Source organism: Pseudomonas sp. TH31, assembly GCF_016650815.1.
Lineage (GTDB): Bacteria > Pseudomonadota > Gammaproteobacteria > Pseudomonadales > Pseudomonadaceae > Aquipseudomonas.
Genome location: NZ_JAEKEZ010000038.1, coordinates 66,459 through 90,892, shown reverse-complemented (window position 1 = coordinate 90,892; position 24,434 = coordinate 66,459). Strand labels below are relative to the sequence as shown.

The window sequence follows — 24,434 nt, the reverse complement described above, 5'->3', positions numbered from 1 at the left end:
GGATCAGGCAACATGGATATTGACTGACACGCCGCCTTCGCGAGCAAGCCCGCTCCCACAGGGGGATTTGTGGTGCCTGGTTCATCCGCGATAGATCAGCCGCGAAGCCTTCTCGTTACGCAACGTCAGGTGTTCCATACCCTGCCCCGGCGCGTCCGCTTCTTCTCGGGCCTTGAGGATCACCCCGTGGTGCGGCGACTTGCTGCACACCGGGTCGGCATTTTCGGCATCGCCGGTGAGCATGAATGCCTGGCAGCGGCAGCCGCCCAGGTCCTGGTGTTTTTCATCGCAGGAGCGGCACGGTTCCTTCATCCAGTCGTCGCCGCGAAAACGGTTGAAGCCGAAGGAGTCGGTCCAGATGTGTTCGATGCTGTGTTCGCGCACGTTGGGAAACTGCACCGGTAACTGCCGGGCGCTGTGGCACGGCAACGCGGTGCCGTCCGGGGTGATGTCGAGAAACAGATTGGCCCAGCCGTTCATGCAGGTCTTGGGGCGTTCTTCGTAGTAGTCCGGGGTGACGAAAATCAGTTTGCACGGGTGGCCCTGGGCCTCAAGCCGTTCGCGGTATTCATGAGTGATGCGCTCGGCCCGCTGCAATTGCTCGCGGGTCGGTAACAGCCCGACGCGGTTGAGTTCGGCCCAGCCATAGAACTGGCACGTGGCCAACTCGACGAAGTCCGCCTCCAGCTCCAGGCACAAATCGATGATCCGGTCGATCCGATCAATGTTGTGCCGATGCGTGACGAAGTTCAGCACCATCGGGTAGCCCTGGGCTTTCACCGCCCGGGCCATCGCCAGCTTCTGGGCGAAGGCCTTGCGTGAGCCGGCAAGCATGTTGTTCACCGCTTCGTCGGCGGCCTGGAAACTGATCTGGATATGATCGAGCCCGGCGACCTTGAAGTCGCGGACCTTCTGCTCGGTCAGGCCGATGCCGGAGGTGATCAGGTTGGTGTAATAACCCATGTCCCGCGCAGCCTTGATCAGTTCGGCCAGGTCCTGACGCACCAACGGTTCACCCCCGGAAAAGCCCAGTTGCGCCGCGCCCATCTCGCGAGCTTCGCGCAATACCCGAATCCATTCTTCGGTGCTCAGTTCCTCGCCCTGTTGGGCGAAGTCCAGCGGATTGGAGCAATACGGGCATTGCAGCGGGCAGCGATAAGTCAGCTCCGCCAATAGCCACAGCGGCGGTCCCGGCGGCGATTTATTCGATCCAGAATTGAGCATGAGCCACCTCCAGAAACGTCAGCACGTCCTCGTCAATGCCCGGCACGCCGGGGAAGTTCGTCGACAGTTGCTCGATGATCGCCGCGACGCTGCGTTGGCCGTCCACCAGATCGAGGATTCGCCCGGCGCTGAGGTTGAGTTTGATCATGCCTTCGGGGTACAGCAGCACGTGGCAGTCCTGACGCGGCTCCCATTGCAGGCGATAACCCTGTCTTAAGGACGGTGAGTTTTCGCGGTAAAGCAAACTCACAGCGCAATCCCCCGGTGCCAGACCTTCTCGTTCGTGACGGTGTGATACGGCGGCCGTTCCAGTTCGTAGGCCATGCTCATCGCGTCAAGCATGCTCCACAGCACATCGAGCTTGAACTGGAGGATTTCCAGCATCCGCTGCTGACCTTCGACTGTGACGTAATGCGCCAGGGTGATGCGCAAACCGTGCTCGACATCCCTTCGCGCCTGGCTCAATCGCGTTCGGAAGTAGTCGTAGCCGCCGGCGTCGATCCACGGGTAATGGGTCGGCCAGGCGTCGAGCCGGGATTGGTGGATCTGCGGGGCAAACAGTTCGGTCAGGGAACTGCTGGCGGCTTCCTGCCAGCAGGCGCGACGGGCAAAATTGACGTAGGCGTCCACGGCAAACCGTACGCCCGGCAGGACCAACTCTTGAGAGAGGATTTGTTCGCGGTCCAGCCCCACGGCTTCGCCGAGGCGCAGCCAGGCCTCAATGCCGCCTTCGCTGCCAGGCACGCCGTCGTGGTCGAGAATCCGTTGCAGCCATTCCCGACGCACGTCGCGGTCCGGGCAGTTGGCAAGGATGGCGGCGTCCTTGAGCGGAATATTGACCTGGTAGTAGAAGCGATTGGCGACCCAGCCCTGGATCTGCTCGCGACTGGCGCGGCCGGCGTACATGGCTTGGTGGAAGGGGTGGTGGATGTGGTAGTAGGCGCCTTTGGCGCGCAGGGCGGCTTCGAATTCGCTGGGGGACATCGGGGTGTTGGTCATTGTGGTTCTCCGGATTTCGCTGTGTATGGTCTCGCGGGCAAGCCTTGCTCCTACAGGATCACGCGACCTTGTAGGAGCAAGGCTTGCCCGCGATAGGGCCATCCGCTACAGCACAAGACTCATGCCATCAAACGCCACTTCAACCCCACGCCGCTCCAGCAACGCCCGCTCGGTCGAGTCTTCATCCAGGATCGGGTTGGTGTTGTTAATGTGGATCAGCACCTTGCGCTGGCGGCTGAACCCCTCAAGGATTTCAAGCATCCCGCCAGGACCGCTTTGCGGCAGGTGCCCCATTTCACTGCCAAGGCTCTGCCCGACCTCGCAGACGCGCATCTCGTCGTCGCGCCACAACGTACCGTCCAGCAGCAGGCAATCGGCGCGCTGCATCCAGCTCAGCACGTCGTCATCGACCTGGCCCAGGCCCGGCGCATAGAACACCGAGGCGCCAGTGCGCCGATCTTCAATAAACAAGCCGATGGTGTCGCCCGACTGCGGATTGCCGCGATTGGGCGAGTACGGCGGTGCGTTGCTGACCAAGGGAATCGCGCGAAACTGCAGGTGTTCGCAAGCGCCGATGCTGAACGGCTCGCATGCAAGCCCGATGGGTTGCCATTGCAAGCCGCCGTTCCAATGCTTGAGCATGCTGAACAGGGGGAAACCGCTGCTCAAATCCTCATGAACCCGCGCGGTGCACCAGACCGAATGCGGGCACCCTTCGCGCAGGCTCAACAGCCCGGTGCAATGGTCGATCTGGCTATCCAGCAGGACGACACCGGCAATCGCCGTGTCGCGCAATCGGCGCGCCGGTTGCAAGGCCGGGAAGCTCTCCAGTTGCGCACGGATATCCGGGGAAGCATTGCACAGCACCCAATCCACGCCGTTGTCGCTCACGGCGATCGACGATTGCGTGCGTCGTTGCGCGCGCAGGCTGCCGTTGCGCATCGCGGCGCACTGCCGACAGTTGCAGTTCCATTGCGGGAAACCGCCACCAGCGGCGGAACCGAGAACGCGGATGTGCATGAGCAATGCTCCAGAAGGCAGGCCCGGCCAACGCATCGGCTGGCCGGGTGATCAATCAACGGTTGGCGAAATACATCGTCACTTCGAAGCCAATACGCAGATCGGTAAACGCGGGTTTAGTCCACATGGGTCAATCCTCTTCTTGTGCCGGGCAATTCCGGTAGAACCATTAATGCACGGGGCGCCAAGTGCCCGAATGCTACTTTCGAAGGAGGTGGCGGCGTGCGTTGGTAGGGGGGGTGCCGGGTGCCAGGAAGGCCCGGCGATCCCATGTAGGAGCTGCCGCAGGCTGCGATCTTTTGATCTTTTGACCTTGAAAATCAAAATCAAAATCAAAAGATCGCAGCCTGCGGCAGCTCCTACAGAGATTGTGTACATCCGATGACTTGCGGCTATACGCGGTAGATCAGAAGAACCCCAACGGATTGATGTCGTAGCTCACCAGCAGGTTTTTGGTTTGCTGATAGTGATCAAGCATCATTTTGTGGTTTTCGCGGCCGACCCCGGACTTCTTGTAGCCACCGAACGCGGCGTGGGCCGGGTACAGGTGGTAGCAGTTGGTCCAGACACGCCCGGCCTTGATCGCCCGGCCCATGCGGTAGGCGCGGTTGATGTCGCGGGTCCACAGGCCGGCGCCGAGGCCGAACTCGCTGTCGTTGGCAATCGCCAGGGCTTCAGCTTCGTCCTTGAAGGTGGTGACGCCCACTACCGGGCCGAAGATTTCTTCCTGGAACACACGCATTTTGTTATGGCCCTTGAGCAGGGTCGGCTGGATGTAATACCCCGTCGACAAGTCGCCCTCAAGCCGCTCGGCGGCGCCACCGATGAGCAGCTCAGCGCCCTCCTCCTGGGCAATCTTCAGGTACGAAAGGATCTTGTCGTATTGCTGCTCGGACGCCTGGGCGCCGACCATGGTTTCGGTGTCCAGCGGGTTGCCGCGCTTGATCTTGACGATCTTCTTCATCACCTCGGCCATGAACGGCTCGTAGATCGATTCCTGCACCAGCGCCCGGGACGGGCAGGTGCAGACTTCGCCCTGGTTGAAGAACGCCAGCACCAGGCCTTCGGCGGCTTTCTCGATGAACTGCGGCTCGGCATTCATGATGTCTTCGAAGAAGATGTTCGGCGACTTGCCGCCCAGCTCAACGGTGCTTGGGATGATGTTCTCGGCGGCGCAATGCATGATGTGCGCGCCCACCGGAGTGGAACCGGTAAACGCAATCTTGGCAATGCGCTTGCTGGTGGCCAGGGCCTCACCCGCTTCGCGACCGAAACCTTGCACGATGTTCAGCACGCCGGGCGGCAGCAAATCGGCGATCAGTTCAGCGAAGATCATGATCGACAGCGGCGTTTGTTCGGCAGGTTTGAGCACCACGCAGTTGCCGGCGGCCAGGGCCGGGGCAAGTTTCCAGGCGGCCATCAGCAGCGGGAAGTTCCACGGGATGATCTGCCCGACCACGCCCAGCGGCTCGTGGAAGTGATAGGCGGTGGTCAGCTCGTTGATCTCGGCGGCGCCGCCTTCCTGTGCGCGGATGCATCCGGCGAAGTAGCGGAAATGGTCAGCCGCCAGCGGCACGTCGGCGTTGAGGGTTTCGCGCACGGCTTTGCCGTTGTCCCAGGATTCGGTGACGGCGAGGATTTCGAGGTTTTGTTCGATGCGGTCGGCGATTTTCAGCAGCACCAGGGAGCGGTCCTGCGCCGAGGTTTTACCCCAGGCATCGGCCGCCGCATGGGCAGCGTCGAGGGCCTTGTCGATGTCGGCAGCGCTGGAGCGCGGGAACTCGGCGATCACTTCACCGTTGACCGGCGAGGTGTTGGTGAAGTACTCGCCATTGACCGGCGGGACGAACTCGCCGCCGATGAAATTGCCGTAGCGCGGTTTGAAGGAAACGACGGCGCCGGGTGTACCAGGTTGTGCGTAGATCATGGTGGGCCTCTGTCTGGGTCGATGCCTGTCAAGCCAACAGGCGATGAACCGATAGTAGAGAGCCCCGCGTGCCGGGCGAATGCGCCGTTGGCAGGGGGGACTCTCGTTATTTGGTCGTAGGAGCAAGGCTTGCCCGCGACTGGGCCACCGCAGTTTTTCAGTCAAATCGTGGTGAGTTCATCGCGAGCAAGCTTTGCTCCTACAGGTTTTGTGCAGATGATCGATCAGTGCTTGGCCACCACCAGGTCTTTCGGCAGCTTGAAGGTCCAGAGCATGCCGCCCTGGTTGAAGTCCTTGATGCGCTTGGCCACTTCGCCGCCCCACAGCGGAACAGCACCGCCCCAACCGGACAGCACCGAGACGTACTGTTCACCGTCCATTTCCCAGGTCACAGGCGAACCGAGCACGCCGGAGCCGGTCTGGAATTCCCAGACTTTCTCGCCGGTCTTGGCGTTGAACGCCTGCAGGAAACCTTCCGGCGTGCCGGTGAACACCAGGTTGCCCTTGGTGGTCAGCACCCCGCCCCACAGCGGCGCGTAGTTCGTGTGGCGCCAGACTTCTTTACCGGTGACCGGATCGATGGCGCGCAACACGCCGATGTAGTCTTCGTTCAACGGCTTGATAGTGAACCCGGCGCCGAGGAACGCCGCGCCTTTCTTGTAGGCGATGCCTTCGTTCCAGATGTCCATGCCCCACTCGTTGGACGGCACGTAGAACAGCTTGGTGTCCTTGTTGTAGGCCATCGGCATCCAGTTTTTCGCACCGAGGAACGCCGGGGCGACGAACACTGAACTGCCCTTGGCTTCGGCACCCGGTGCGCCAGGACGGCTGGCTTCGTTGTAGATTGGCCGGCCATCCTTATCCAGGCCGCTGGCCCAGGTGATCTTGTCCACGAACGGGAAGCCGCGGATGAACTTGCCGTTGGTGCGGTCGAGCACGTAGAAGAAACCGTTACGGTCAGCGGTGGCGGCGGCTTTGATTTCCTTGCCACCCTCGGTGTAGTTGAACGAGATCAGCTCGTTGACGCCGTCATAGTCCCAGCCGTCGTGGGGCGTGCTCTGGAAGTGCCATTTGATCGTGCCGTCATCCGGGTTCAGCGCCAGGCGCGACGACGAGTAGAGGTTGTCGCCAGGGCGCAGGTGCGAGTTCCACGGTGCCGGGTTGCCGGTGCCGAACAGCAGCAGATTGGTTTCCGGGTCGTAGTAGCCGCCGAGCCAAGGCGCGGCGCCGCCGGTTTTCCACAGATCGCCGGGCCAGGTCTTGCCGGCTTCGCCGCCGGAGATGCCATTCTCGATCGCTTTGCCGTCCTTGTAGACATAACCCATGTGGCCTTCAACGGTCGGGCGGACCCACAGCAAGTCACCGTTTTTCGGGTCGTAGGCGGAGATCTTGCCAACCACCCCGAACTCGCCACCGGCCACGCCGGTGATCAGTTTGCCGTTGATCACCAACGGCGCGGCGCTGATCGAATAGCCTTCCTTGTGGTCGGCCACCTGCTTGCTCCACACCACTTTGCCGGTGTCTTTGTTCAGGGCCACGAGCTTGGCGTCGAGGGTGCCGAAAAACACCAGGTCGCCGTACAGCGCCACGCCGCGGTTGATCACATCGCAGCACGGGCGGATGTCGTCGGGCAGGCGCGCGTCGTATTGCCAGAGTTTCTTGCCGGTGCGCGCATCCACCGCGAACACCCGCGAGTAGGAGCCGGTCATGTACATCACGCCGTCCTTGATCATCGGCTGCGCTTGCTGACCGCGCTGTTTTTCACCGCCGAAGGAGAAGGCCCAGACCGGCCGCAATTCCTTGACGTTGTCGACGTTGAGGGTGTCCAGCGGACTGTAGCGCTGCCCCTGGACGCCCAGACCGTTGGTAACGATCTGCTCCGGGTTCTTGGGGTCCTGGAGGATGTCCTGGTCGGTGACGGCGGCCAGTACCGGGCCGGACAACAGCATGGCACTGAGCAGCACACTCAAGACGAAGGGTTGGCGACGTGCGGGTTGGGTCATGACGGCTACCTCTGCAGTTTTTATTATTCCCGGGGGATTTTCCCGGTCTGATGCAGATTCTTGGGCGCCGCCGCCCTTCCAACAATTGCCCGCAATGTGGAGATTTCTAGTCCCTTAGTAGCGGGTCGGAGGTGATACGCCTCAGATTTTGTGACCAACACAACTCCAATGTGGGAGCGGGCTTGCTCGCGAAGAGGTCCTCACATTCAGCATTGATGTCGCCTGACACACCGCCTTCGCGAGCAAGCCCGCTCCCACATTGGACTTGTGGTGTTCACTTGTCCGCGTTCGAATCAACGCGGGTCATTTGTGCGCGCTCATAGCCCGGGTACAAATGGCTGACGCTGCGGATCAGTTCGTAGCGGCTCAGGCTGATGCCGGAAAAACGCTCGGGGATGGGGCTGCGGATCATCTCGGGCATGTCGCTGCCATTGGCGGCGCCGTCGCGCAGCAGTTGGTCGAGCCAGGTGAGGTAGTCGCGCATCTGCTCGAACGGCTGTTGATCGGTGGCCACCGGGCCGTGGCCGGGCACGATCAGCGTCCAGGGCAGGCCTTGCAGAGTGGCGATGTCCGCCAGCCACACCGCCAGCCCCGGACTGTTCGGCGTGGTCAGCGCCCGTTGATAAAACACCAGGTCGCCGGCAAACAGCACGCCGGTTTGCTGGTCGAGAATAGCCAGATCCGCGCCGGTATGCCCACCCAGGCCTAGCAGACGCAAATCGTGGTTCCCAAAACGTCGTACACCGGGGGTCAATGCCTCGGTCGGCAACACCACTTCGGTGCCGCGCATCCAGTCGCCGACCAAGCGGTACAGGTTCTCGGCCATGGCATCGCCCTGGCGATGCAACAGCTCGGTAGTGCCGGCCAGCGCGCCGATCGGCACGTCGGTGAACGCCTGATTGCCCAGTGCATGGTCGGGATGATGGTGGGTCAGCAGCACTTCGATCACCGGTTTATCGGTGACCGCAGCAATCGCCTTGCGCATGGCTTCGCCGTAGCGTTTCGACGGCCCGGTGTCGATCACCACCACCCCGCGTTCGGTGACGATGAACCCGGTGTTGACGATATTGCCACCGTTGGCCGTGGCGAAATTATCGGTGCTGCCTTCCAGCAGCCAGGTGTCTTCGGCGATCAGCCGGGGCTTGAGCGAGTATTCAAGCTCTGCCAGCGCCGGCAGGCTCAAGCCGATGAACAACAGCAATATCCAACGCATGGCGCGCTCCTTGGTCAGGGGATGTCCGCATCAAATTGATTGCCGCTGTTGTCGCGCAGCAACAGGCGCGTCTGCCCTGCCCCTTCAATGTCGAAGGCCAGGTTGGGGTTTTCGCTGACGGCGGGAAACAGCTCCAGCGTGGCCAGCAACTGATCGTTCTGATCCCGCAGTTCGGCGTGGTTGATGAAGAATTCCGGGATGCCACTGACCATGCCGTTGTCCATCGGATGCGCCACCTGCAAGCGCACGCGGCTGAATTCGCCACGGGGATAGCGCCCGCCGAGCACTTCGCCGATGTGTTCTTCCCAACCCGGCTGGGTACGTACCACGCTTGGCGCCGTGCAACCGCCGCCCGCCGCATCGATCAGGGTCGAACCGACGTGCCAGAGGCCGTCGCGGGTCAGCACCGCCGCGCGCAACGGCGTGGCCTGTTCGATGCGGATGCGGATCGACAGCCACGGCAGCACCCGGCCCAGCGGTTGAAAATCAACGATTTTCGGCAACGGGTTAAGTTCGGCCCAGGCGAGGATCTTCACCACCTCGCCCTTGAACGCCCGGGCGTCGATTTCCAGCGGCACCTGGCGGGCGTCTTCGGCGAATGGCGGCGCCAGCAGCTTGACCCGCTGGTCGAACACGAACGGCGCGTCGCCGAGCATTTGCTGGTGATAGAACGCCCACATCACCGACGGCACCGGGTCTTTGCCCGGATCGATGTCCAGCGCATGGGCGGCCATGGGCAACCAACAGGCCAACAGGCAACTCGCTCGCCAGTTCACTATTGATACATCTCCGGGACTTCGTATTGCAGGCCGTAACGGGCATAGATGGCTTGCACCGAGCCTTCGCGGATCAGGGCTTCCAGCGCCTCTTCCACGGCGTACGACAATTGACGGTTACTTTCATGCACCGCCATGCCGATCTCCCAGCGCTGCTTGCCCATGTTCGGGTAGGCGTTTTGCGCCAGTGCCACCTGCGGATCATTGGCTTCGTGAACCTGCCAGTCGATCTCGCCGCGCATCGCCATCACCGCATCGACTTCACCGGCCTTCATCGCCGCAAAGGCCTGGGGAACGCCGGGATAGTGGTGAGTCCTGGCGGCGAGCATGCCGTTGAACACCGAGGTCAGGTAGAACGACGGCACGCTGTCGACTTCGACGCCAATCGGGTGCTGCTCGAACACCGCGACGCTGCCCACCGAGCCCAGCCGACGGCGGTCATAGGCGACTTGCCATTGTTCGTTCTGGTACGGGCCGAACATCACCACATGATCGTTTTCCAGCTCGCCGAGCTCGTTGCGTTTCTGGGAATAGTCGCGGTCGTAGGGCACGCGCATCATCAGGTCGGCCAGTTGCTGGTTGTGCAACTGACTGCTGCGCCAGATGTAATCGCGCAGGTCATCGTCGAGCTTCTCCCCGGCGGGTGCCCAGATCAGCTTCAATTTCACGCCGAGCGCTTGGGCCAGGGCTTGCGCGAGTTCGATATCCACCCCGCGCGGCTGGCCGGCATCTTCAAAACTGTAGGGGGCGAAGTCCTTGTAGACCGCCACTTTCAGTTCCCCGGCCGCGATCATTTGGTCATAGCTACGGACCTGCGCCTGCGCCACCTGGCAGCACAGCAACACAGCACTGATCAACACAGCGAGCAGACGCATGGGTTACTCCTCGGAGTGCACGCTGTCCAGGTAGGTACGCACCGCCCACAAGGCTTCCTGACTCAGGTAATCGGCCATTTTCGGCATGTAGACCCGACCATCGCGAACTGCGCCGTTACGCACCCGCTGGACAAACCATTCATCGCCGGCGTCGCCGACATCGAGCAGGCGCAAATCCGGGGCGATACCGCCAGACTTGGCTTCCAGGCCATGGCAGGCCGCGCAGTTCTGGTTGTAGGCCGAAGAGCCGATTTCCAGCGCTTTATCGTGCTGCGGGGAGTTGCGATACGGGTTCACCGCCGCCCAGCCATCGGCATCGACCGGCACGCCAGCGTCTTTGACCGGGGTCAGGCCCGGGGTTTCCACTGCTTGCGGTACCACGTTGCCGTGGGCCCAGACAGGACCTGCGCTGATAAAACCGGCCAGCAGTCCGGCAACAAGCAAGGCGTTGCGTTTTGTTGTCATTGTTATGCCCTCAGGGTTGCACGCAGAACCTCTTGGCAGAGGCTATGGCACCCATCTTAGGAACCGCGTTGCGCCAGCCCCATGCTGCTTTGGTGGTCGCCATCCAGTACCTTGGTAGTAGGGCTTGTGGCGCAGCGCCGCCGGGATTTACGACCTTGGTACTGGCTCTCCGATACTTTCTGCATATTTCCCCGACCCCGCAGGGTTCCTATGCTGGCGCTACCTGTCATGGAGTGCCTTATGCGCCAGCTTGCCCCTTACGCCTTGATCTACCTGCTGGCGATCGCCTGCGCCGCCGGGCTGGCGACCCGGAGTCAGGCCGCCGATGCGCCGTTGCAGGTGCAGATCGGCTACCTGGGCTATCGCCCCGATCCGGGGCCGCTGCTGTCCAATGTCATTCCCGACCCCACCGATGCCGGACTGCGCGGCGCCGAGCTGGCGATCACCGACAGCAACAGCACCGGGCATTTTCTCAATCACAGCTACCGCCTGGTCAGCGCCAGCACCGACACTGCGGATGCGCTGGTTGAAGCGGCCAAGGCCCAACACGAACAAGGCCTGCGCCTGTTTGTGGTAAATGCGCCCGTGGAAACCCTGCGCCGGCTCAGCGCCGCGCTGCCCGACAGTTTGTTGTTCAACGCCGGCAGCCCGGATGACAGTTTGCGCACCACCGACTGTTTGCCGAACGTGCTGCACAGCCTGCCGAGCCGGGCGATGCTCGCCGATGCGCTGGCGCAATTTCTGGTGGTGCGCAAATGGCAACGAGCGCTGTTGATCGTCGGCCCGACCCCGGACGATCAAGCCTACGCCGCCGCCCTGCGCCGCGCCGCCAAACGCTTCGGCTTGAAACTGGTGGCGGAAAAAGCCTGGAGTTTCGACAACGATCAACGCCGCAGCGCCCAGGCCGACATGCCGCTGTTCACCCAGACCGCCGAATACGACGTGGTGCTGGTGGCGGACGAACGCGGCGACTTCGGCGAATACGTGCCTTACCAGACCTGGTACCCACGCCCGGTCGCCGGCACCCAGGGCCTGACCCCGGTGGGCTGGCACAAAACCGTGGAAACCTACGGCGCCGCCCAATTGCAAAAACGCTTCGAGGCCTTGGCCGGGCGCTGGATGAATGACCGGGATTTCGCCGCGTGGATGGCCGTGCGCAGCATCGCCAGTGCGGTGACCAAACTGCGTCAGGCCGACCCCATGGCCATCCGTGCACTTGAGCTCAGCGATCAATTGCCGCTGGACGGTTTCAAGGGCCGCAAGCTCAGTTATCGACCCTGGAACGGCCAGTTGCGCCAGCCCATCCCCATCGTCCAGCCCCGAGCGCTGGTCAGCACCTCGCCCCAGGACGGTTTCCTGCACCCGTTTAACGAAATGGACAGTCTGGGCTACGACAAGCCTGAAGTGACCTGCCACTTTCCCTGATTTTTCTTCCACGACAATTACAATAAAAAGGAATCCGCCATGCGCCTTACCCTGCTCTCATGCGCCCTGCTGCTTGCCGCCGGGCACGCCGTGGCCAGCACCGCCTGGGTCTCCAACGAAAAGGACAACACGCTGAGCCTGATCGACATGCAGACCCTGCAAGTCACCGACACCTTGCCCGTCGGCCAGCGCCCGCGCGGCCTGCTGTTGTCCCATGACAGCAAACTGCTGTACATCTGCGCCAGTGATTCAGACCGGGTCCAGGTCATGGACGTGACCACGCGCAAGATCATCAAGGAGCTGCCTTCAGGCAAGGACCCCGAGCAATTCGCCCTGCACCCGAATAATCGCTGGCTGTACGTCTCCAACGAAGACGACGCGCTGGTGACGGTGATCGACACCGAAACCTCCAGGGTGCTGAGCCAGATCAACGTCGGCGTCGAACCCGAAGGCATGGCGGTCAGCCCCGACGGCAAGTGGGCGGTGAACACCAGCGAAACCACCAACATGCTGCACTGGATCGACACCAGCACCCAGACCCTGGCCGACAGCACCCTGGTGGATCAGCGGCCGCGGTTCGTCGAGTTCAACCACGACGGTACGCAGCTCTGGGCCTCGGCGGAAATCGGCGGCACGGTGACGATTCTTGACGTGGCGACCCGCAAGATCCTCAAGACCGTAAACTTCCAGATCAAGGGTGTACACCCGGACAAGGTCCAGCCAGTCGGCATCAAGCTCAGCGCCGACGGCAAGTACGGCTTCGTCGCCCTCGGCCCGGCCAACCACGTGGCGGTGGTCGATGCCAAGACCTTTGAAGTGCTCGATTACCTGCTGGTGGGCCGGCGCGTCTGGCAGATGTCATTCACCCCGGATCAGAAGCAATTGCTGGCCACCAACGGCGTCAGTGGCGATGTGTCGGTGATTGATGTCGACAGCCTAAAAGTCAGCAAATCGATCAAGGTCGGGCGTTATCCATGGGGCGTGGTGGTCACGCCATGAACGCACTGGAAGTCAGCGAGCTGAGCTTCGCTTATGGCGCGAAGGAGGCGTTGCGCCAGGTCAGTTTCAGCCTGGCGCCAGGTCGTTTTGCCGCGCTGCTGGGGCCCAACGGTGCGGGCAAATCGACGCTGATTGCCCTGCTGACCCGGCTCTACGATTTGCAGCGCGGGGACATCCGGGTCGGCGGCTGTTCGTTGCGCGATGCACCGCGCCCGGCGCTCAAGCAATTGGGCGTGGTGTTTCAACAAAGCACCCTGGACCTGGACCTCAGCGTCGAGCAAAACCTGCGCTACCACGCCGCGCTGCACGGCCTGTCCCGGCGCGAGACCGGCCTGCGGGTCGACGCCGAGTTGGCCCGCCAGGCGCTGACCGAACGCCGCCGCGAACGGGTCCGCGAGCTCAATGGCGGCCATCGGCGGCGGGTGGAAATCGCCCGGGCGTTGCTGCACGAGCCGCGCCTGTTACTGCTGGATGAAGCCAGTGTCGGCCTCGACCCGGCCAGTCGCCTGGCACTCAATCAACACATCCGCAGCCTGTGCCGCGAGCAAGGCATCAGCGTGCTCTGGACCACTCACCTGCTTGACGAAGTGCAGGCCAGCGACGACTTGTTGATCCTTCATCAAGGCCGGCTGGTGGCCAGCGGTCAAGCCGACGCCCTGAGCCTGGAACACGGCGGCGACCTCGGTTCAGCCTTCACTCGACTGACGACATCAGGAGCCGCGCGATGAATGCTTACTGGCAGTGTTTCAACGGCATCGTATTGCGCGAATGGCTGCGCTTTGTGTTGCAGCGCACGCGGTTTCTCAGTGCGCTGGTGCGGCCGCTGCTGTGGCTGCTGGTGTTCGCCGCCGGGTTTCGCGCGGCGCTGGGCATTGCGATCATCGAGCCTTACGACACCTACATTCCGTATGAGGTGTACATCATTCCCGGACTGGCCTGCATGATCCTGCTGTTCAACGGCATGCAAGGTTCGCTGTCAATGGTCTACGACCGGGAGATGGGCAGCATGCGCGTGCTGCTGACCAGTCCCCTGCCCCGGACCTTCCTGCTGTGTAGCAAACTGTTGGCGACGTCGCTGATTTCGTTGTTGCAGGTGTATGCCTTCCTCGCGATTGCCTGGGTGTACGGCGTGCAACCACCGGCCCTGGGCCTGGTGATCGCGTTGCCGGCGTTGTTGCTGGTGGCGTTGATGCTCAGCGCACTGGGGCTGTTGCTGTCCAACGCGATCCGCCAGTTGGAGAACTTCGCCGGGGTGATGAACTTCGTAATCTTCCCGCTGTTTTTCCTGTCGTCGGCACTGTATCCGCTGTGGAAAATGCGCGAGTCCAGCGAGTGGTTGTATTGGCTGTGTGCGTTGAACCCGTTCACCCATGCCGTGGAAACGGTGCGGTTTGCCCTGTATGAACGCTTTAATCCGTTGGCGCTGGCGGTGTGCGTGGGGTTGACGCTGTTGTTCGTGCTGCTCGCAGTGCTCACCTTCAACCCGCAACACGCGGTCCTGCGCAAATCCAACTGACAACACAAATCCCCTGTGAGAGCGGGCTTGCTCGCGAAGGCGGTGTATCAGGCAACATTTTTGTCGACTGAACTGACGCTTTCGCGAGCAAGCCCGCTCCCACAGGGGATCTCCATCAATCAGGGGGAATTTACTACTTTAGTACTGGTTTACCTGTCTATCGTCGCATTCCAATCGCACCGGGACTGGCATGTAATGGGTTCATAACGATAAGGATTGAACCCCCATGCCGCGTGCCCGACGTCGTCTGTTTCGCCCTTGCCTCACGGCCCTGTCCCTCGGCCTGCTGCTGAGCACCGCGCACGCCGACACCGCGCTATTTTCCGCCGAAGGCTACCGCATTGGCCTGTACCGCAGCCCGACGCCGAATCAACTGCAAGGCGCGGCCATCATCGACACGCCCGCCTTGCAAACCCTGCTCAGCCAAACCCCGAGACCCGTGCTGATCGACGTCTACCGCCGCCAATGGCTGCAAGGGCGTTTTATCGAAGACCAGCCCCACGAGAACCTGCCCGGCAGCCACTGGCTGGCCAATACCGGCGACGGGGAGCTGACGCCCGACTGGCAGGCCTGGTTTGCGCGTAATCTGGACACATTCACCGACGGCGATGTGCAGCACCCCTTGGTCTTCTACTGCCGCGCCGATTGCTGGTTGAGCTGGAACGCGGTAAAACGCGCCGCCGCCATGGGCTATAAGTCAGTGTATTGGTATCGCGATGGCCTGGATGCCTGGCAAGCGGCGAACCTGCCCGTTGCGCCGGCCCAGCCCGAGCCCTTTCCCTGACTGAACACTTGCACGTTGTTGCCCCACCCAAAAACACAATAATGAGGTGAAAGGCCATGTACAAAATTCTGATTGCCGACGATCACCCGCTGTTTCGCGAAGCCATTCATAACGTGATCAGCGACGGTTTCCCCGGCAGCGAAGTGATGGAAACGGCCGACCTGGACAGCGCCCTGTTGCTGACCCGGGAACACGACGACCTGGACCTGATTTTGCTGGACCTGAACATGCCCGGCATGCACGGCCTTAACGGCCTGATCAACCTGCGCAACGAGGCGCCGACCATTCCGGTGGTGATCGTCTCGGCCGAGCAGGACAAGCAGATCGTGCTGCAAGCCATCACCTATGGCGCGGTGGGGTTCATCACCAAATCCTCGCCACGGCTGCAAATGACCGAGGCGATCCAGCAGATTCTCAACGGTAATGTGTACCTGCCGCCGGACATCATCCGCACGCAAAAACCCGGCACCCACCGGCGAATGAACGACAACCCGAGTTTCCCGCCGGAACTGCTCCAGGCCCTGACCCGCAAACAGTTGCTGGTGCTTGAACGCATGACCAAGGGCGAGTCGAACAAACAGATCGCCTACACCCTGGAAATCGCCGAAACCACGGTCAAGGCCCACGTCTCGGCGATCCTGCGCAAACTCAATGTGCACAACCGGGTGCAGGCGATCCTGAGTGCCGGGGATATTGATTTCGGGTCTTATCTGCGGCGCTGAAACACAATTCCTGAGCGCAGGACGCCCCCTGTAGCAGCTGGCGAAGCCTGCGTTCGGCTCGGGCCGCGTTCGGACGAAGCAGTCGTAAATCAGACAATGCGGCTTATCAGGAAGACCGCGTCGTCAGGGTTTACGACTGCTTCGCAGCCAAACGCAGGCTTCGCCAGCTGCTACAGGTCGGGGGGCGACTCAAGTTATCGGGGTGGGCCGAGCAAATGACTCATCGCCGTCTTGAGTTTCATCGGCCGCACCGGCTTATGCATCAGGGTGTGCCCCAACTCACGGATCTGCAATTTGAGTTCATTGCTGTAGTTGGCCGTGATCATCATCGCCGGAATGGCCGCGCCGCGCCGGGCGTTGATCCGGGCCACGGCATCGACGCCGTTCTGGTCGTCGTCCAGGTGATAGTCGGCAATCAGCAAGTCGGCCTCTTCGTGATAGTTGTCGACCTGTCGCGCCAGGTCCTGCTCCGACAGCGCCGTCACCACCAGACAACCCCAGCCTTCCAGCAACGTGCGCATCCCCGCGCAAATGGCTGCGTCGTTGTCCAGCACCCACACCCGCGCGCCACGCAGGCGTTCAAGCATCGGCTCGCTCATCAGTAAACTCGGCAATGCCTTGGGCGCCGTGGCACTGAGCGGTACTTCGACGGAAAACATCGAGCCCTTGCCCGGCCACGACCGCACATGAATCCGGTGCCCGAGAATCCCGGCGATTTTTTCGACAATCGCCAGGCCCAGGCCCAACCCGCGATCCTGATCCGGGCGCTGCACATCACCGCGCTTGAACTCCTGGAAAATCTCCTCCAGGCGGTTTTCGGCAATGCCCATGCCGCTGTCCCAGACTTCAATCGACAAGCGCTGATGATGGCGCCGGCAACCGAGCACCACGCGACCGCTGTAGGTGTAGCGAATCGCGTTGCTCAGTAGATTGCGCAGGATCCGCGCCAGCAACTGAATGTCGCTGCGCACCAGCGCCGAACACCGGACGAAATGCAGCTCAAGTCCTTCACTGCATGCTACCTGGGTGTATTCGGCGGCGAGGTTTTCCAGCAATTCACTGAGGGCAAAGGGCGCAATGTCGGCCTTGATCACCCCGGCATCGAGTTTGGAAATGTCCACCAGGGTGCCCAGCAGGCTTTCCACGTCTTCCAGGGAATTGCTGACATTGCGCACCAGAATCGCGTTGGCCACCGGCTCCCGGCGTTCCAGCAAGGCGCTGGTAAACAGCCGTGCGGCGTTCAACGGTTGCAGCAGGTCGTGGCTGACGGCGGCGAGAAACTTGGTCTTTGACAGGTTGGCCTGTTCGGCTTCGAGTTTGGCTTCGCGCAGGCGGGATTCCGCGTGGCGACGCTCGTCAATCTCGCGCAGCAACTGGTCGTTGAGGGTGGTCAGTTCCGCCGTGCGTTCGCGCACCCGCAGCTCAAGGTTTTGATAAGCCTGGTGCAAGGCCTCGGCGGTGCGGCGGCGTTCGGTGATGTCGCGGATCAAGACGAAAATACCCACCACTTCCCCGGTCGCCAGGCGATTGGGCACATAGGAGCGCAGCATGTAGCGCTCCTGGTTGTTGATGTTGGTTTCGGCGAACTCGAAGGTCACGCTCTCACCGGCCAGAGCCCGGGCCACATAGGCTTCCAGGCGTTGGTAATGCTGTTCGCTGTGCACTTCGCGCAGGCTCTGCCCGAGCATCACTCCCCGGGGCCAGCAGTACCACTGTTCATAAACCTTGTTGGTGAACTCGTAGACCAGATCGGCGTTCAGGTAGGCGATCAGCGCCGGGACATGGTCGGTGATCAGGCGAATCCAGCGTTCGCTTTCGCTAAGCGCCTCGGCGTGCTGGTAGCGTTCGGTGATATCGGTGAAGGTATTGACGAAACCGCCGGTAGGCAGCGGATGGGTGCGGATTTCCAGGACCCGGCCATCGTCGAGACGCTGTTCGCACTCCTGCACTGGCCGCCCGTTGCTGTCACGACTGGCCGGAGTCAGCAGGTTCAATTCGCTGTCGGCGATCACTTGCGCGAATGGCCGATGAGCCGCCACCGGCGCCAGGCCGCTGAGTTCAAGGAAACGCCGGTTCCACAACTCCAGGATGCCTTCGGCGTTGACCATCGCCACACCTTGGGACAGGTTATCCACGGCCCGTTGCAGCAAATGCGATTTCTGCGCCACGGCTTGCTCGCGGCGCACGGTTTCGCTGAGTTTGACGTCGGTGATGTCGGTGAACAGAATCACCCGCCCACCTTCCTGGGTCGGCCGTTCGCTGACTTGCAGCCAGCGGCCATTCTGCAGGCGATACAGCAAATTCTGCTCGGCCTGGCCGCGAGGTTCTTCGGTGAATAACCCGGTGGCCGTCATCAAGCGCTTGACCTCGGCCAGGTGCATGCCGGCGATGATCCGCACCCGGCTATTGCCCCAGAAGGACTTGAAGCGGCTGTTGAACAGCACGATCCGCTGGTTTTCGTCGAACAGCACGAAGGCATCGGAAATGCTCTCGATGGCATCGATCAAGTGTTGATGCGCCGTTTCGGCCCGTAACCGCGCGTCGCTGAGCAAGTGATTGCCGGCCTTGAGCTCGGCCATGGCCTGGTTCAAGGCGTCGGTGCGCTCGCGGACCTGCTCGGCCAACACCACCGAATGCTGGAACGCCGCATACGGGTCGTTGCCACGGGTGATGCCGGATTCGATGCGTTCGATCAGCGCGCCATTGATGCGCTGCAATTTGTGGTTGTCGCGCTGCAGGCTGGCGATCTGCGCCTGGAGCTCAACGCTGTCCAGGGGAACGGCCTCGGGCAATGGCAACCCCGGTGAAGGTCTGGTTGATGTGCATGCCATTGAACTGTTCTCCGTAGGTGTTGAAACCCATCACCCGATGCTCACGCAAAAACGCCCCGATCGGTTCCAGACTGCCGCGTTCTTCCAGTTCCAGGCGCCTGAGAAAGCAATCGCAGCCGATGGTCAGCAACAGATCGCCCAGGCGCTCCTGCAACCCTTCAAACAGCGCTTGCAGGTTTGGCAGCATCGGCCCGGGGTCATGGCGGTGAGGACGATGCCGTTTTCCACGGCACAATAGAAGCTCAGGCTCAGGTCCGGGTGAACCTGCTGGATGGCGCGCACGTAATACTGTTCGTTGATCCGCACCGCCAACGGATGCGCGGCGAAAATCCGGTGATCGAGCTCGGCCACCGGCACCCCGATGTGGCGCGCGTATTCCTGGGCAGCGGGCTCGGCGTTCAGTTCAAAGACCCGCCGCAACGCGCTGTCAGCGCCGGTGACCACCAGTTTTTCCTCGCGGGGCAGGATGTGGTGCGTGGTGAAGACTTCGAAGTCGAGCCAGGTGTTGACCAGCACCACCACCGCCGCGCCGCTGTGGAACTCGCCGCCGAAATACACGTGGGTGTGGGTCAGGTAGTTGTCATCGCCGGCGGAACCGCCGAAATGCGGAATGTCGCCCAAGGCGGCACTCAACGCGGCGAGGACCATTTCCTCACGGCTGGACAGGCCATCGAGCAGCGTCAGGGCAAAGCTGTTGCCCTTGATCGGCGCCAGGGTGTTGCTGCGGCAGCCACTCACCAATCGTTCGACCATTTGCTGGGCATCGATCAGGCTGAAACGCTCCATCTCGTCGATCAGTTCGATGGCGATGGAGAAATGCCGATGATCGAAACCCACCGCCGTCACGCAGTTGCGGCCGTAACCTTGCGGGGTGATCTCCCCGGCGCTGGTGCAACCCACCAGGCGAATCCCGCCGAAGCTCTGTTGCAAGGCCTGGCCCAGCGCCTGCAAGTCGTACTCGGCGGAACAGAAAAACAGCACAAAGCCCAGATGCGGATGCAACAGCTGTCGCGCCAACTCCTGCGCCGCCTGCTGGGCATCGGTGGCCTGGGACATTGCACTGACCACACCTTCACTCTGGACCTGCTGCATCGTCGCCTCCCGCAGGTGCGCATGTATGAGGTGCGAGTGTACGAAGCCTGCGGGCCGGGACGTATGCTACTTGGGTAGCGGTCAGGCGCTTCGATGGGATGAGAGTGGTTGTGCAAAATCCACCAGACACCACAATTCCACTGTGGGAGCGGGCTTGCTCCCACAGTGGATCTGCGTTTACCAGGCTGCCGGCTAGAGACCCGCTTTAAACAGCATGTAAGCGGCAACCACGACGCAGACACTGGCGAAGCCCACTTGCAATGTTCGGGCCGGCACCAGGGCGCACAGCTTGCGACCCATGACCATGCCGACAATGCTGGCGAGGATAAACGCCACGCCCAAACGGTCGATCCGCACGCCCGCATGAAACGCGCCGATCACGCCGATCGCCGAGATCAGGCTGATCACCATCAACGACGTGGCGATGATCCCGCGCATCTGCACGTCGGTCAGTTGCTTGAACGCCGGGACGATCAGAAAGCCGCCACCCACCCCCAGCAATCCCGATACCACCCCGGTGACCGCGCCGAGTGCCGCCAGGGTCGCGGTGCATTTGGCGGTCCAGGAAAAGCGGCCGGTCTGTTGATCGAGCATGCAGTTCTTCTGGCCCCAGTTGGCGTGGCCATGGTCGTTCGGACCTTCGTCCTGGCGTTCACGGCGCAGCATCCGCCAGGCCACCATGACCATCAGCAGGCTGAACAGGATCATCAGGATTTTTCCGGCAACTGATGGGCAAAGTAAATGCCCAGCGGCGAAAACAGTGCGCCCAGCAAAGCGATCAACAGCGCCGCACGATAGCGCACCAGACCGTGGCGCAAACCGTCGATGGCACCGACCGCCGCCGCGCTACCCACCGCAAATAATGCGACCGGCGCCGCTTGCGTCATGCTCCAGCCGAGCCCCAGCACTAACGCCGGCACCGCCAGAATCCCGCCCCCGGCCCCGGTCAAACCGAGCACCAGGCCCATCAGCACACCAAAAAACTTGCCAGCAGCATAGGGTTCTCTCAATCGACCTCGGACAAAGCCGTCAGCCATTCGCGGCCCTTGAGCATGCCGTTCCAGTAAAACCACGGCAGCAGGCTCGCCTTCAGCCACCAGGCCGAACGACGGGCTACGGTCGGGTCAAGAGGAAAGGTCGGCAGCAACTTGCCGGCATAGCCAAACTCGGCGAGGATCACTTTGCCCTTCTCCACCGTCAGCGGGCACGAACCGTAGCCGTCGTACTTGAGCGGCAGCGGCTGTTGTTTGCGCAGGGCCAGCAGGTTTTCGGCCACCACCACGATCTGCTTGCGCACGGCGGCAGCGGTTTTCGCGTTGCTGGTGGAGCAGATATCGCCCAGGCCGAAGACCTCGGGATAACGCACGTGTTGCAGCGTGTGCATGTTCACTTCGCACCAGCCGGCGGCGTCGGCCAAGGGGCTTTGCCGGATGAAATCCGGAGCAACCTGCGGCGGCACGACGTGCAGCATATCGAAGGTTTTTCCTCGACAGTGACGTTACCGGCAGCGTCCTTGACCTCAAACCACGCGGCTTTCGCCGGGCCATCCACCTTGATCAGGTTGGAGGTGAAAGCCAGCCGTGCGTTGTATTTTTCGATGTACTTCATCAGCGGCGGCACGAACGTTGGTACACCGAACAACGCGGCACCGGCCAGGTTGAACTCGACGTCGATCTTGTTCAGCACACCACTTTTCAACCAGTGATCGCAGGACAGGTACAAGGCCTTTTGCGGCGCTCCGGCACATTTGATCGGGATCGGTGGCTGGGTGAAGATCGCCTTGCCGCCGCGCAACCCCTTGACCAGTTCCCAGGTGTAGGCCGCGTGCCGGTAGCTGTAATTGGACGTCACACCGTGCTGGCCAAGGGCTTCCTGCAAGCCTTCGATCTTCTCCCAGGCCAGGCGCAGGCCGGGGCAGACGATGAGGTTTTGATAGCCAACGGTGCGGCCGTCGTCGAGGGTCAGGTACTGGCGGTCGGCGGCGATGTCAGTGACCGATGCCTGCAACCAGGTGGCTTGACGCGGCATGACGCTGGACATCGGGCGTACGGTGTCTTCCAGCGTGTAGGCGCCACCGCCGACCAAGGTCCAGGCCGGTTGGTAGTAATGCTCGGCACTGGGTTCGATAACGGTAATGTTCAACGACGGATCGCGCTTGAGCAGGCTGGCGACAAAACCAATCCCTGCCGTGCCGCCGCCTATCACCACGATGTCTGCACTGATGGTTGGGCCCCAGTGTTGATCGTTCATAGGTTGTTCCCTTTTTACTGCTGCACGCATGTGGCTGGGTCAGGCACACCCTTACTTTGTAGCCGCTGGCGAAGCCTGCGTTCGGACGAAGCAGTCGTAAACCCTGACGACGCGGTCTTCCTGATAAACCGCATTGTCTGATTTACGACTGCTTCGTCCGAACGCGGCCCGAGCCGAACGCAGGCTTCGCCAGCTGCTACATAAAGGTGTGGTTAACCCCAGCTTTTTTGAACCGCTCCGCAATACAGGCCGGACAGCGTTTTCATTACCTGAATCACTTCATGACTGGCCAGGCCATAGAAAATGTACTTGCCTTCGCGGCGGGTCGCGACCAGGCCTTCATCGCGCAAAATACCCAGCTGTTGGGACAGTGTGGGCTGGCGTACGCCGGTCATGGTTTCCAGTTCGCCGACGTTGCGCTCGCCCTGGGTCAACTGGCAGAGAATCAGCAAGCGATCCTCATTGGCCAAAGCCTTGAGCAGCGCGCAAGCTTTGGAGGCCGATACCCGCAATTGGGCGACTTCACATTCGGTCAGACTGGATTGCATTTGCAGGATGCCTTCGACGTCACTTAAGCTGCAGACATTATGTGTAAACATAAAGTGTTGCAACCGGTTACTGTCTTCCCGCCCTTTTCACAGGTCCGATTCCATGTCCGCGCAGATTGAAGCCTTCCTCGACCCCGCCTCTTCGACCTACAGCTACGTTGTCTACGAGCAGGCGGGCGGGCACTGCGCGATTGTCGACACCGTGCTCGATTACGACCCGGCCGCCGGGCGCACCGCGACAGTCCAGGCCGACCGGATCATCGCCTTCGTGCGCGCCCGCCAGTTGCAGGTGCAATGGTTGCTGGAAACCCACGCCCACGCCGATCACCTGTCTGCCGCGCCCTATCTGCGCCGGGAACTGGGCGGGAAGATTGCGATTGGGCAGTCGATCAGCAAGGTCCAGGGCGTGTTCAAGACCCTGTTCAATCTGGAGCCGGAATTTTGTGTGGATGGCTCGCAGTTCGATCACCTGTTCGCGCCGAACGAATCGTTCATGATCGGCAACCTCAAGGCCACGGCCCTGCATGTGCCCGGCCACACGCCGGCGGACATGGCTTATTTGATCGACGGTGATGTAATTCTGGTAGGCGATACGCTGTTCATGCCGGATGTCGGCACCGCGCGTTGCGACTTTCCGGGCGGCAATGCGAACCAGATGTTCGCCTCGATCCACACGTTGCTGGCCTTCCCGGCTGGCGTGCGGCTTTACGTTTGCCATGACTACCCGCCTGAGGGGCGCGAGCCTGAATGCCAAACCACGGTGGGTGAGCAACGCAAGAGCAACATCCACGTGCATGACGGCATTGATGAGGCGGCGTTCGTCGCCATGCGTACCCTGCGCGATGCCGGGTTGGGCATGCCGAACCTGTTGCTGCCGGCAATTCAGGTGAATGTGCGGGCGGGGAATATGCCGCCGGCCGAGGATAACGGCGTGACGTACCTGAAGATTCCCCTGAATAAACTCTGACCTCCTAACCCCGCCCCCTGTAGACCCGTAGCAGCTGTCGAGCACCGCGAGGCAGCGTTCGGCGGCGAAGCCGTCGTAAAATCAGCGACCGTGTTCTTTCAGGTAAACCGCGTGGGATGGATTACGACGGCTTCGTCCGATCGCGGCCCGCGCCGAACGCTGCCTCGCGGTGCTCGACAGCTGCTACGGGGGTTGTGTTTAGGCGCCAAGGGTCAAGCCATTCGCCGGCAACGGCAGCGCCGTCTTGTAGCGCACTTGCTTGAGCGCAAAGCTCGAGCGGATGTTGGCGACACCGGGGACTTTGGTCAGGAAGTCCATCATGAAGCGCTCCAGCGACTGAATGGTCGGCACCAACACCCGGATCAGATAATCCGGGTCGCCGGCCATCAAATAACACTCCATCACTTCCGGGCGATCCGAAATCGCCTCTTCGAAATGCGCCAGCGCCTCTTCCACCTGCTTCTCCAGGCTGACATGAATGAACACATTCACATGCAGCCCCAGCAGGTCGGCGTCCAGCAGCGTGACTTGCTCGCGAATCAGCCCTAATTCCTCCATCGCCTTGACCCGGTTAAAGCACGGTGTCGGCGACAGGTTGACCGAGCGTGCGAGCTCGGCGTTGGTGATGCGGGCGTTCTCCTGAAGGCTGTTGAGAATGCCGATATCGGTACGGTCCAGTTTGCGCATGAGACAAAACCACCTGTTATTTTTGTTTATGCAGATTTTTTATCCTCAAATGACCGCCAACGCAACGAAACAGAGAGAAATATTCTCCTGCGCCGGGCCTATGATGTTTGT

General features: G+C 61.6%; 21 protein-coding genes and 3 pseudogenes. 7 read left to right on the top strand and 17 right to left on the bottom strand.

Features of this window, described 5'->3' with window-relative positions; all coding sequences use genetic code 11:
- Window positions 1-81: 81 nt before the first annotated feature.
- The 11 genes from pqqE to pedF all read right to left on the bottom strand — a co-directional run bounded on the left by pqqE (window position 82) and on the right by pedF (window position 10,502).
- Window positions 82-1,224 carry a pyrroloquinoline quinone biosynthesis protein PqqE gene (gene pqqE / locus JFV26_RS30885; RefSeq protein WP_201197373.1) on the bottom strand — a complete coding sequence of 381 codons (1,143 nt, stop codon included), beginning with the start codon at window positions 1,222-1,224 and terminating at the stop codon, window positions 82-84.
- Entirely contained in the window at window positions 1,202-1,474 is a 273-nt protein-coding gene (gene pqqD / locus JFV26_RS30880; RefSeq protein WP_201197372.1) for a pyrroloquinoline quinone biosynthesis peptide chaperone PqqD, read from the bottom strand. The genes pqqE and pqqD overlap by 23 nt, the downstream gene beginning before the upstream one ends.
- Complete coding sequence (pqqC, locus tag JFV26_RS30875; RefSeq protein ID WP_201197371.1) at window positions 1,471-2,223, bottom strand: pyrroloquinoline-quinone synthase PqqC; 753 nt, start codon at window positions 2,221-2,223, stop codon at window positions 1,471-1,473. The genes pqqD and pqqC overlap by 4 nt, the downstream gene beginning before the upstream one ends.
- A gap of 105 nt (window positions 2,224-2,328) precedes the next feature.
- A complete protein-coding gene (pqqB, locus tag JFV26_RS30870) occupies window positions 2,329-3,243 on the bottom strand; it encodes a pyrroloquinoline quinone biosynthesis protein PqqB (protein ID WP_201197370.1) in 915 nt (304 codons plus the stop codon).
- 55 nt (window positions 3,244-3,298) lie between these two features.
- Window positions 3,299-3,370, bottom strand: coding sequence for a pyrroloquinoline quinone precursor peptide PqqA (pqqA, locus tag JFV26_RS30865; RefSeq protein WP_003253598.1), 72 nt, complete (start codon window positions 3,368-3,370; stop codon window positions 3,299-3,301).
- A gap of 279 nt (window positions 3,371-3,649) precedes the next feature.
- Entirely contained in the window at window positions 3,650-5,170 is a 1,521-nt protein-coding gene (exaC, locus tag JFV26_RS30860; protein WP_201197369.1) for an acetaldehyde dehydrogenase ExaC, read from the bottom strand.
- Between the two features lie 224 nt (window positions 5,171-5,394).
- The gene (locus JFV26_RS30855; protein WP_201197368.1) at window positions 5,395-7,173 is read right to left on the bottom strand and encodes a PQQ-dependent methanol/ethanol family dehydrogenase; all 1,779 of its coding nucleotides are present in this window, start codon (window positions 7,171-7,173) and stop codon (window positions 5,395-5,397) included.
- A gap of 274 nt (window positions 7,174-7,447) precedes the next feature.
- Window positions 7,448-8,386, bottom strand: a complete 939-nt coding sequence (locus JFV26_RS30850) for a quinoprotein relay system zinc metallohydrolase 1 (protein ID WP_201197367.1) — start codon at window positions 8,384-8,386, stop codon at window positions 7,448-7,450.
- A gap of 14 nt (window positions 8,387-8,400) precedes the next feature.
- Window positions 8,401-9,162 carry a quinoprotein dehydrogenase-associated SoxYZ-like carrier gene (locus JFV26_RS30845; RefSeq protein ID WP_201197366.1) on the bottom strand — a complete coding sequence of 254 codons (762 nt, stop codon included), beginning with the start codon at window positions 9,160-9,162 and terminating at the stop codon, window positions 8,401-8,403.
- On the bottom strand, window positions 9,162-10,037 hold the full coding sequence (locus JFV26_RS30840) for a substrate-binding periplasmic protein (protein WP_201197365.1): 876 nt from the start codon (window positions 10,035-10,037) through the stop codon (window positions 9,162-9,164). Before JFV26_RS30840 ends, JFV26_RS30845 begins: the two co-directional genes overlap by 1 nt.
- A gap of 3 nt (window positions 10,038-10,040) precedes the next feature.
- Entirely contained in the window at window positions 10,041-10,502 is a 462-nt protein-coding gene (gene pedF, locus JFV26_RS30835; protein ID WP_201197364.1) for a cytochrome c-550 PedF, read from the bottom strand.
- A gap of 240 nt (window positions 10,503-10,742) precedes the next feature.
- Here pedF and JFV26_RS30830 point away from each other — a divergent pair, with 240 nt between their 5' ends.
- The 6 genes from JFV26_RS30830 to JFV26_RS30805 all read left to right on the top strand — a co-directional run bounded on the left by JFV26_RS30830 (window position 10,743) and on the right by JFV26_RS30805 (window position 15,948).
- Complete coding sequence (locus JFV26_RS30830) at window positions 10,743-11,927, top strand: ABC transporter substrate-binding protein (RefSeq protein ID WP_201197363.1); 1,185 nt, start codon at window positions 10,743-10,745, stop codon at window positions 11,925-11,927.
- 39 nt (window positions 11,928-11,966) lie between these two features.
- On the top strand, window positions 11,967-12,926 hold the full coding sequence (locus JFV26_RS30825) for a YVTN family beta-propeller repeat protein (RefSeq protein ID WP_201197362.1): 960 nt from the start codon (window positions 11,967-11,969) through the stop codon (window positions 12,924-12,926).
- Window positions 12,923-13,654 carry an ABC transporter ATP-binding protein gene (locus JFV26_RS30820; protein WP_201197361.1) on the top strand — a complete coding sequence of 244 codons (732 nt, stop codon included), beginning with the start codon at window positions 12,923-12,925 and terminating at the stop codon, window positions 13,652-13,654. The genes JFV26_RS30825 and JFV26_RS30820 overlap by 4 nt, the downstream gene beginning before the upstream one ends.
- On the top strand, window positions 13,651-14,442 hold the full coding sequence (locus tag JFV26_RS30815) for an ABC transporter permease (protein WP_201197360.1): 792 nt from the start codon (window positions 13,651-13,653) through the stop codon (window positions 14,440-14,442). The genes JFV26_RS30820 and JFV26_RS30815 overlap by 4 nt, the downstream gene beginning before the upstream one ends.
- A gap of 226 nt (window positions 14,443-14,668) precedes the next feature.
- The gene (locus JFV26_RS30810; protein ID WP_201197359.1) at window positions 14,669-15,226 is read left to right on the top strand and encodes a PQQ-dependent catabolism-associated CXXCW motif protein; all 558 of its coding nucleotides are present in this window, start codon (window positions 14,669-14,671) and stop codon (window positions 15,224-15,226) included.
- 56 nt (window positions 15,227-15,282) lie between these two features.
- Entirely contained in the window at window positions 15,283-15,948 is a 666-nt protein-coding gene (locus JFV26_RS30805; protein ID WP_201197358.1) for a response regulator transcription factor, read from the top strand.
- Window positions 15,949-16,142: 194 nt separating this feature from the next.
- Here JFV26_RS30805 and nahK read toward each other — a convergent pair whose 3' ends face one another.
- From nahK to JFV26_RS30780, 5 genes and pseudogenes are all read right to left on the bottom strand, one after another.
- Window positions 16,143-18,740 carry a hybrid sensor histidine kinase/response regulator NahK/ErcS' gene (nahK, locus tag JFV26_RS30800; RefSeq protein ID WP_201197697.1) on the bottom strand — a complete coding sequence of 866 codons (2,598 nt, stop codon included), beginning with the start codon at window positions 18,738-18,740 and terminating at the stop codon, window positions 16,143-16,145.
- Window positions 18,709-19,871: pseudogene (gene nosP, locus JFV26_RS30795) on the bottom strand (nitric oxide-sensing protein NosP). The gene nahK and the pseudogene nosP overlap by 32 nt, the downstream one beginning before the upstream one ends.
- Window positions 19,872-20,063: 192 nt before the next feature.
- Window positions 20,064-20,839, bottom strand: a pseudogene (locus JFV26_RS30790) (sulfite exporter TauE/SafE family protein).
- 38 nt (window positions 20,840-20,877) lie between these two features.
- Window positions 20,878-22,121: pseudogene (locus JFV26_RS30785) on the bottom strand (FAD-dependent oxidoreductase).
- Window positions 22,122-22,333: 212 nt separating this feature from the next.
- Window positions 22,334-22,669: an ArsR/SmtB family transcription factor gene (locus JFV26_RS30780; protein ID WP_201197357.1), complete on the bottom strand. Its 336-nt coding sequence runs from the start codon at window positions 22,667-22,669 to the stop codon at window positions 22,334-22,336.
- 103 nt (window positions 22,670-22,772) lie between these two features.
- Here JFV26_RS30780 and JFV26_RS30775 point away from each other — a divergent pair, with 103 nt between their 5' ends.
- On the top strand, window positions 22,773-23,636 hold the full coding sequence (locus JFV26_RS30775; RefSeq protein WP_201197356.1) for an MBL fold metallo-hydrolase: 864 nt from the start codon (window positions 22,773-22,775) through the stop codon (window positions 23,634-23,636).
- Between the two features lie 198 nt (window positions 23,637-23,834).
- Here the strand turns inward: JFV26_RS30775 and bkdR are convergent, their stop codons facing one another.
- Window positions 23,835-24,323 (bottom strand): Bkd operon transcriptional regulator BkdR, encoded by a 489-nt coding sequence (gene bkdR / locus JFV26_RS30770; protein WP_201197355.1) that lies wholly within the window; start codon window positions 24,321-24,323, stop codon window positions 23,835-23,837.
- Window positions 24,324-24,434: the final 111 nt, after the last annotated feature.

Bases quoted from the DNA above. Each gene is read 5' to 3' on its own strand.
- pqqE (WP_201197373.1), bottom strand. From the start codon at position 1,224: ATGCTCAATTCTGGATCGAATAAATCGCCGCCGGGACCGCCGCTGTGG.
- pqqC (WP_201197371.1), bottom strand. From the start codon at position 2,223: ATGACCAACACCCCGATGTCCCCCAGCGAATTCGAAGCCGCCCTGCGC.
- pqqB (WP_201197370.1), bottom strand. From the start codon at position 3,243: ATGCACATCCGCGTTCTCGGTTCCGCCGCTGGTGGCGGTTTCCCGCAA.
- exaC (WP_201197369.1), bottom strand. From the start codon at position 5,170: ATGATCTACGCACAACCTGGTACACCCGGCGCCGTCGTTTCCTTCAAA.
- JFV26_RS30855 (WP_201197368.1), bottom strand. From the start codon at position 7,173: ATGACCCAACCCGCACGTCGCCAACCCTTCGTCTTGAGTGTGCTGCTC.
- JFV26_RS30850 (WP_201197367.1), bottom strand. From the start codon at position 8,386: ATGCGTTGGATATTGCTGTTGTTCATCGGCTTGAGCCTGCCGGCGCTG.
- JFV26_RS30840 (WP_201197365.1), bottom strand. From the start codon at position 10,037: ATGCGTCTGCTCGCTGTGTTGATCAGTGCTGTGTTGCTGTGCTGCCAG.
- pedF (WP_201197364.1), bottom strand. From the start codon at position 10,502: ATGACAACAAAACGCAACGCCTTGCTTGTTGCCGGACTGCTGGCCGGT.
- JFV26_RS30830 (WP_201197363.1), top strand. From the start codon at position 10,743: ATGCGCCAGCTTGCCCCTTACGCCTTGATCTACCTGCTGGCGATCGCC.
- JFV26_RS30825 (WP_201197362.1), top strand. From the start codon at position 11,967: ATGCGCCTTACCCTGCTCTCATGCGCCCTGCTGCTTGCCGCCGGGCAC.
- JFV26_RS30820 (WP_201197361.1), top strand. From the start codon at position 12,923: ATGAACGCACTGGAAGTCAGCGAGCTGAGCTTCGCTTATGGCGCGAAG.
- JFV26_RS30815 (WP_201197360.1), top strand. From the start codon at position 13,651: ATGAATGCTTACTGGCAGTGTTTCAACGGCATCGTATTGCGCGAATGG.
- JFV26_RS30810 (WP_201197359.1), top strand. From the start codon at position 14,669: ATGCCGCGTGCCCGACGTCGTCTGTTTCGCCCTTGCCTCACGGCCCTG.
- JFV26_RS30805 (WP_201197358.1), top strand. From the start codon at position 15,283: ATGTACAAAATTCTGATTGCCGACGATCACCCGCTGTTTCGCGAAGCC.
- JFV26_RS30780 (WP_201197357.1), bottom strand. From the start codon at position 22,669: ATGCAATCCAGTCTGACCGAATGTGAAGTCGCCCAATTGCGGGTATCG.
- JFV26_RS30775 (WP_201197356.1), top strand. From the start codon at position 22,773: ATGTCCGCGCAGATTGAAGCCTTCCTCGACCCCGCCTCTTCGACCTAC.
- bkdR (WP_201197355.1), bottom strand. From the start codon at position 24,323: ATGCGCAAACTGGACCGTACCGATATCGGCATTCTCAACAGCCTTCAG.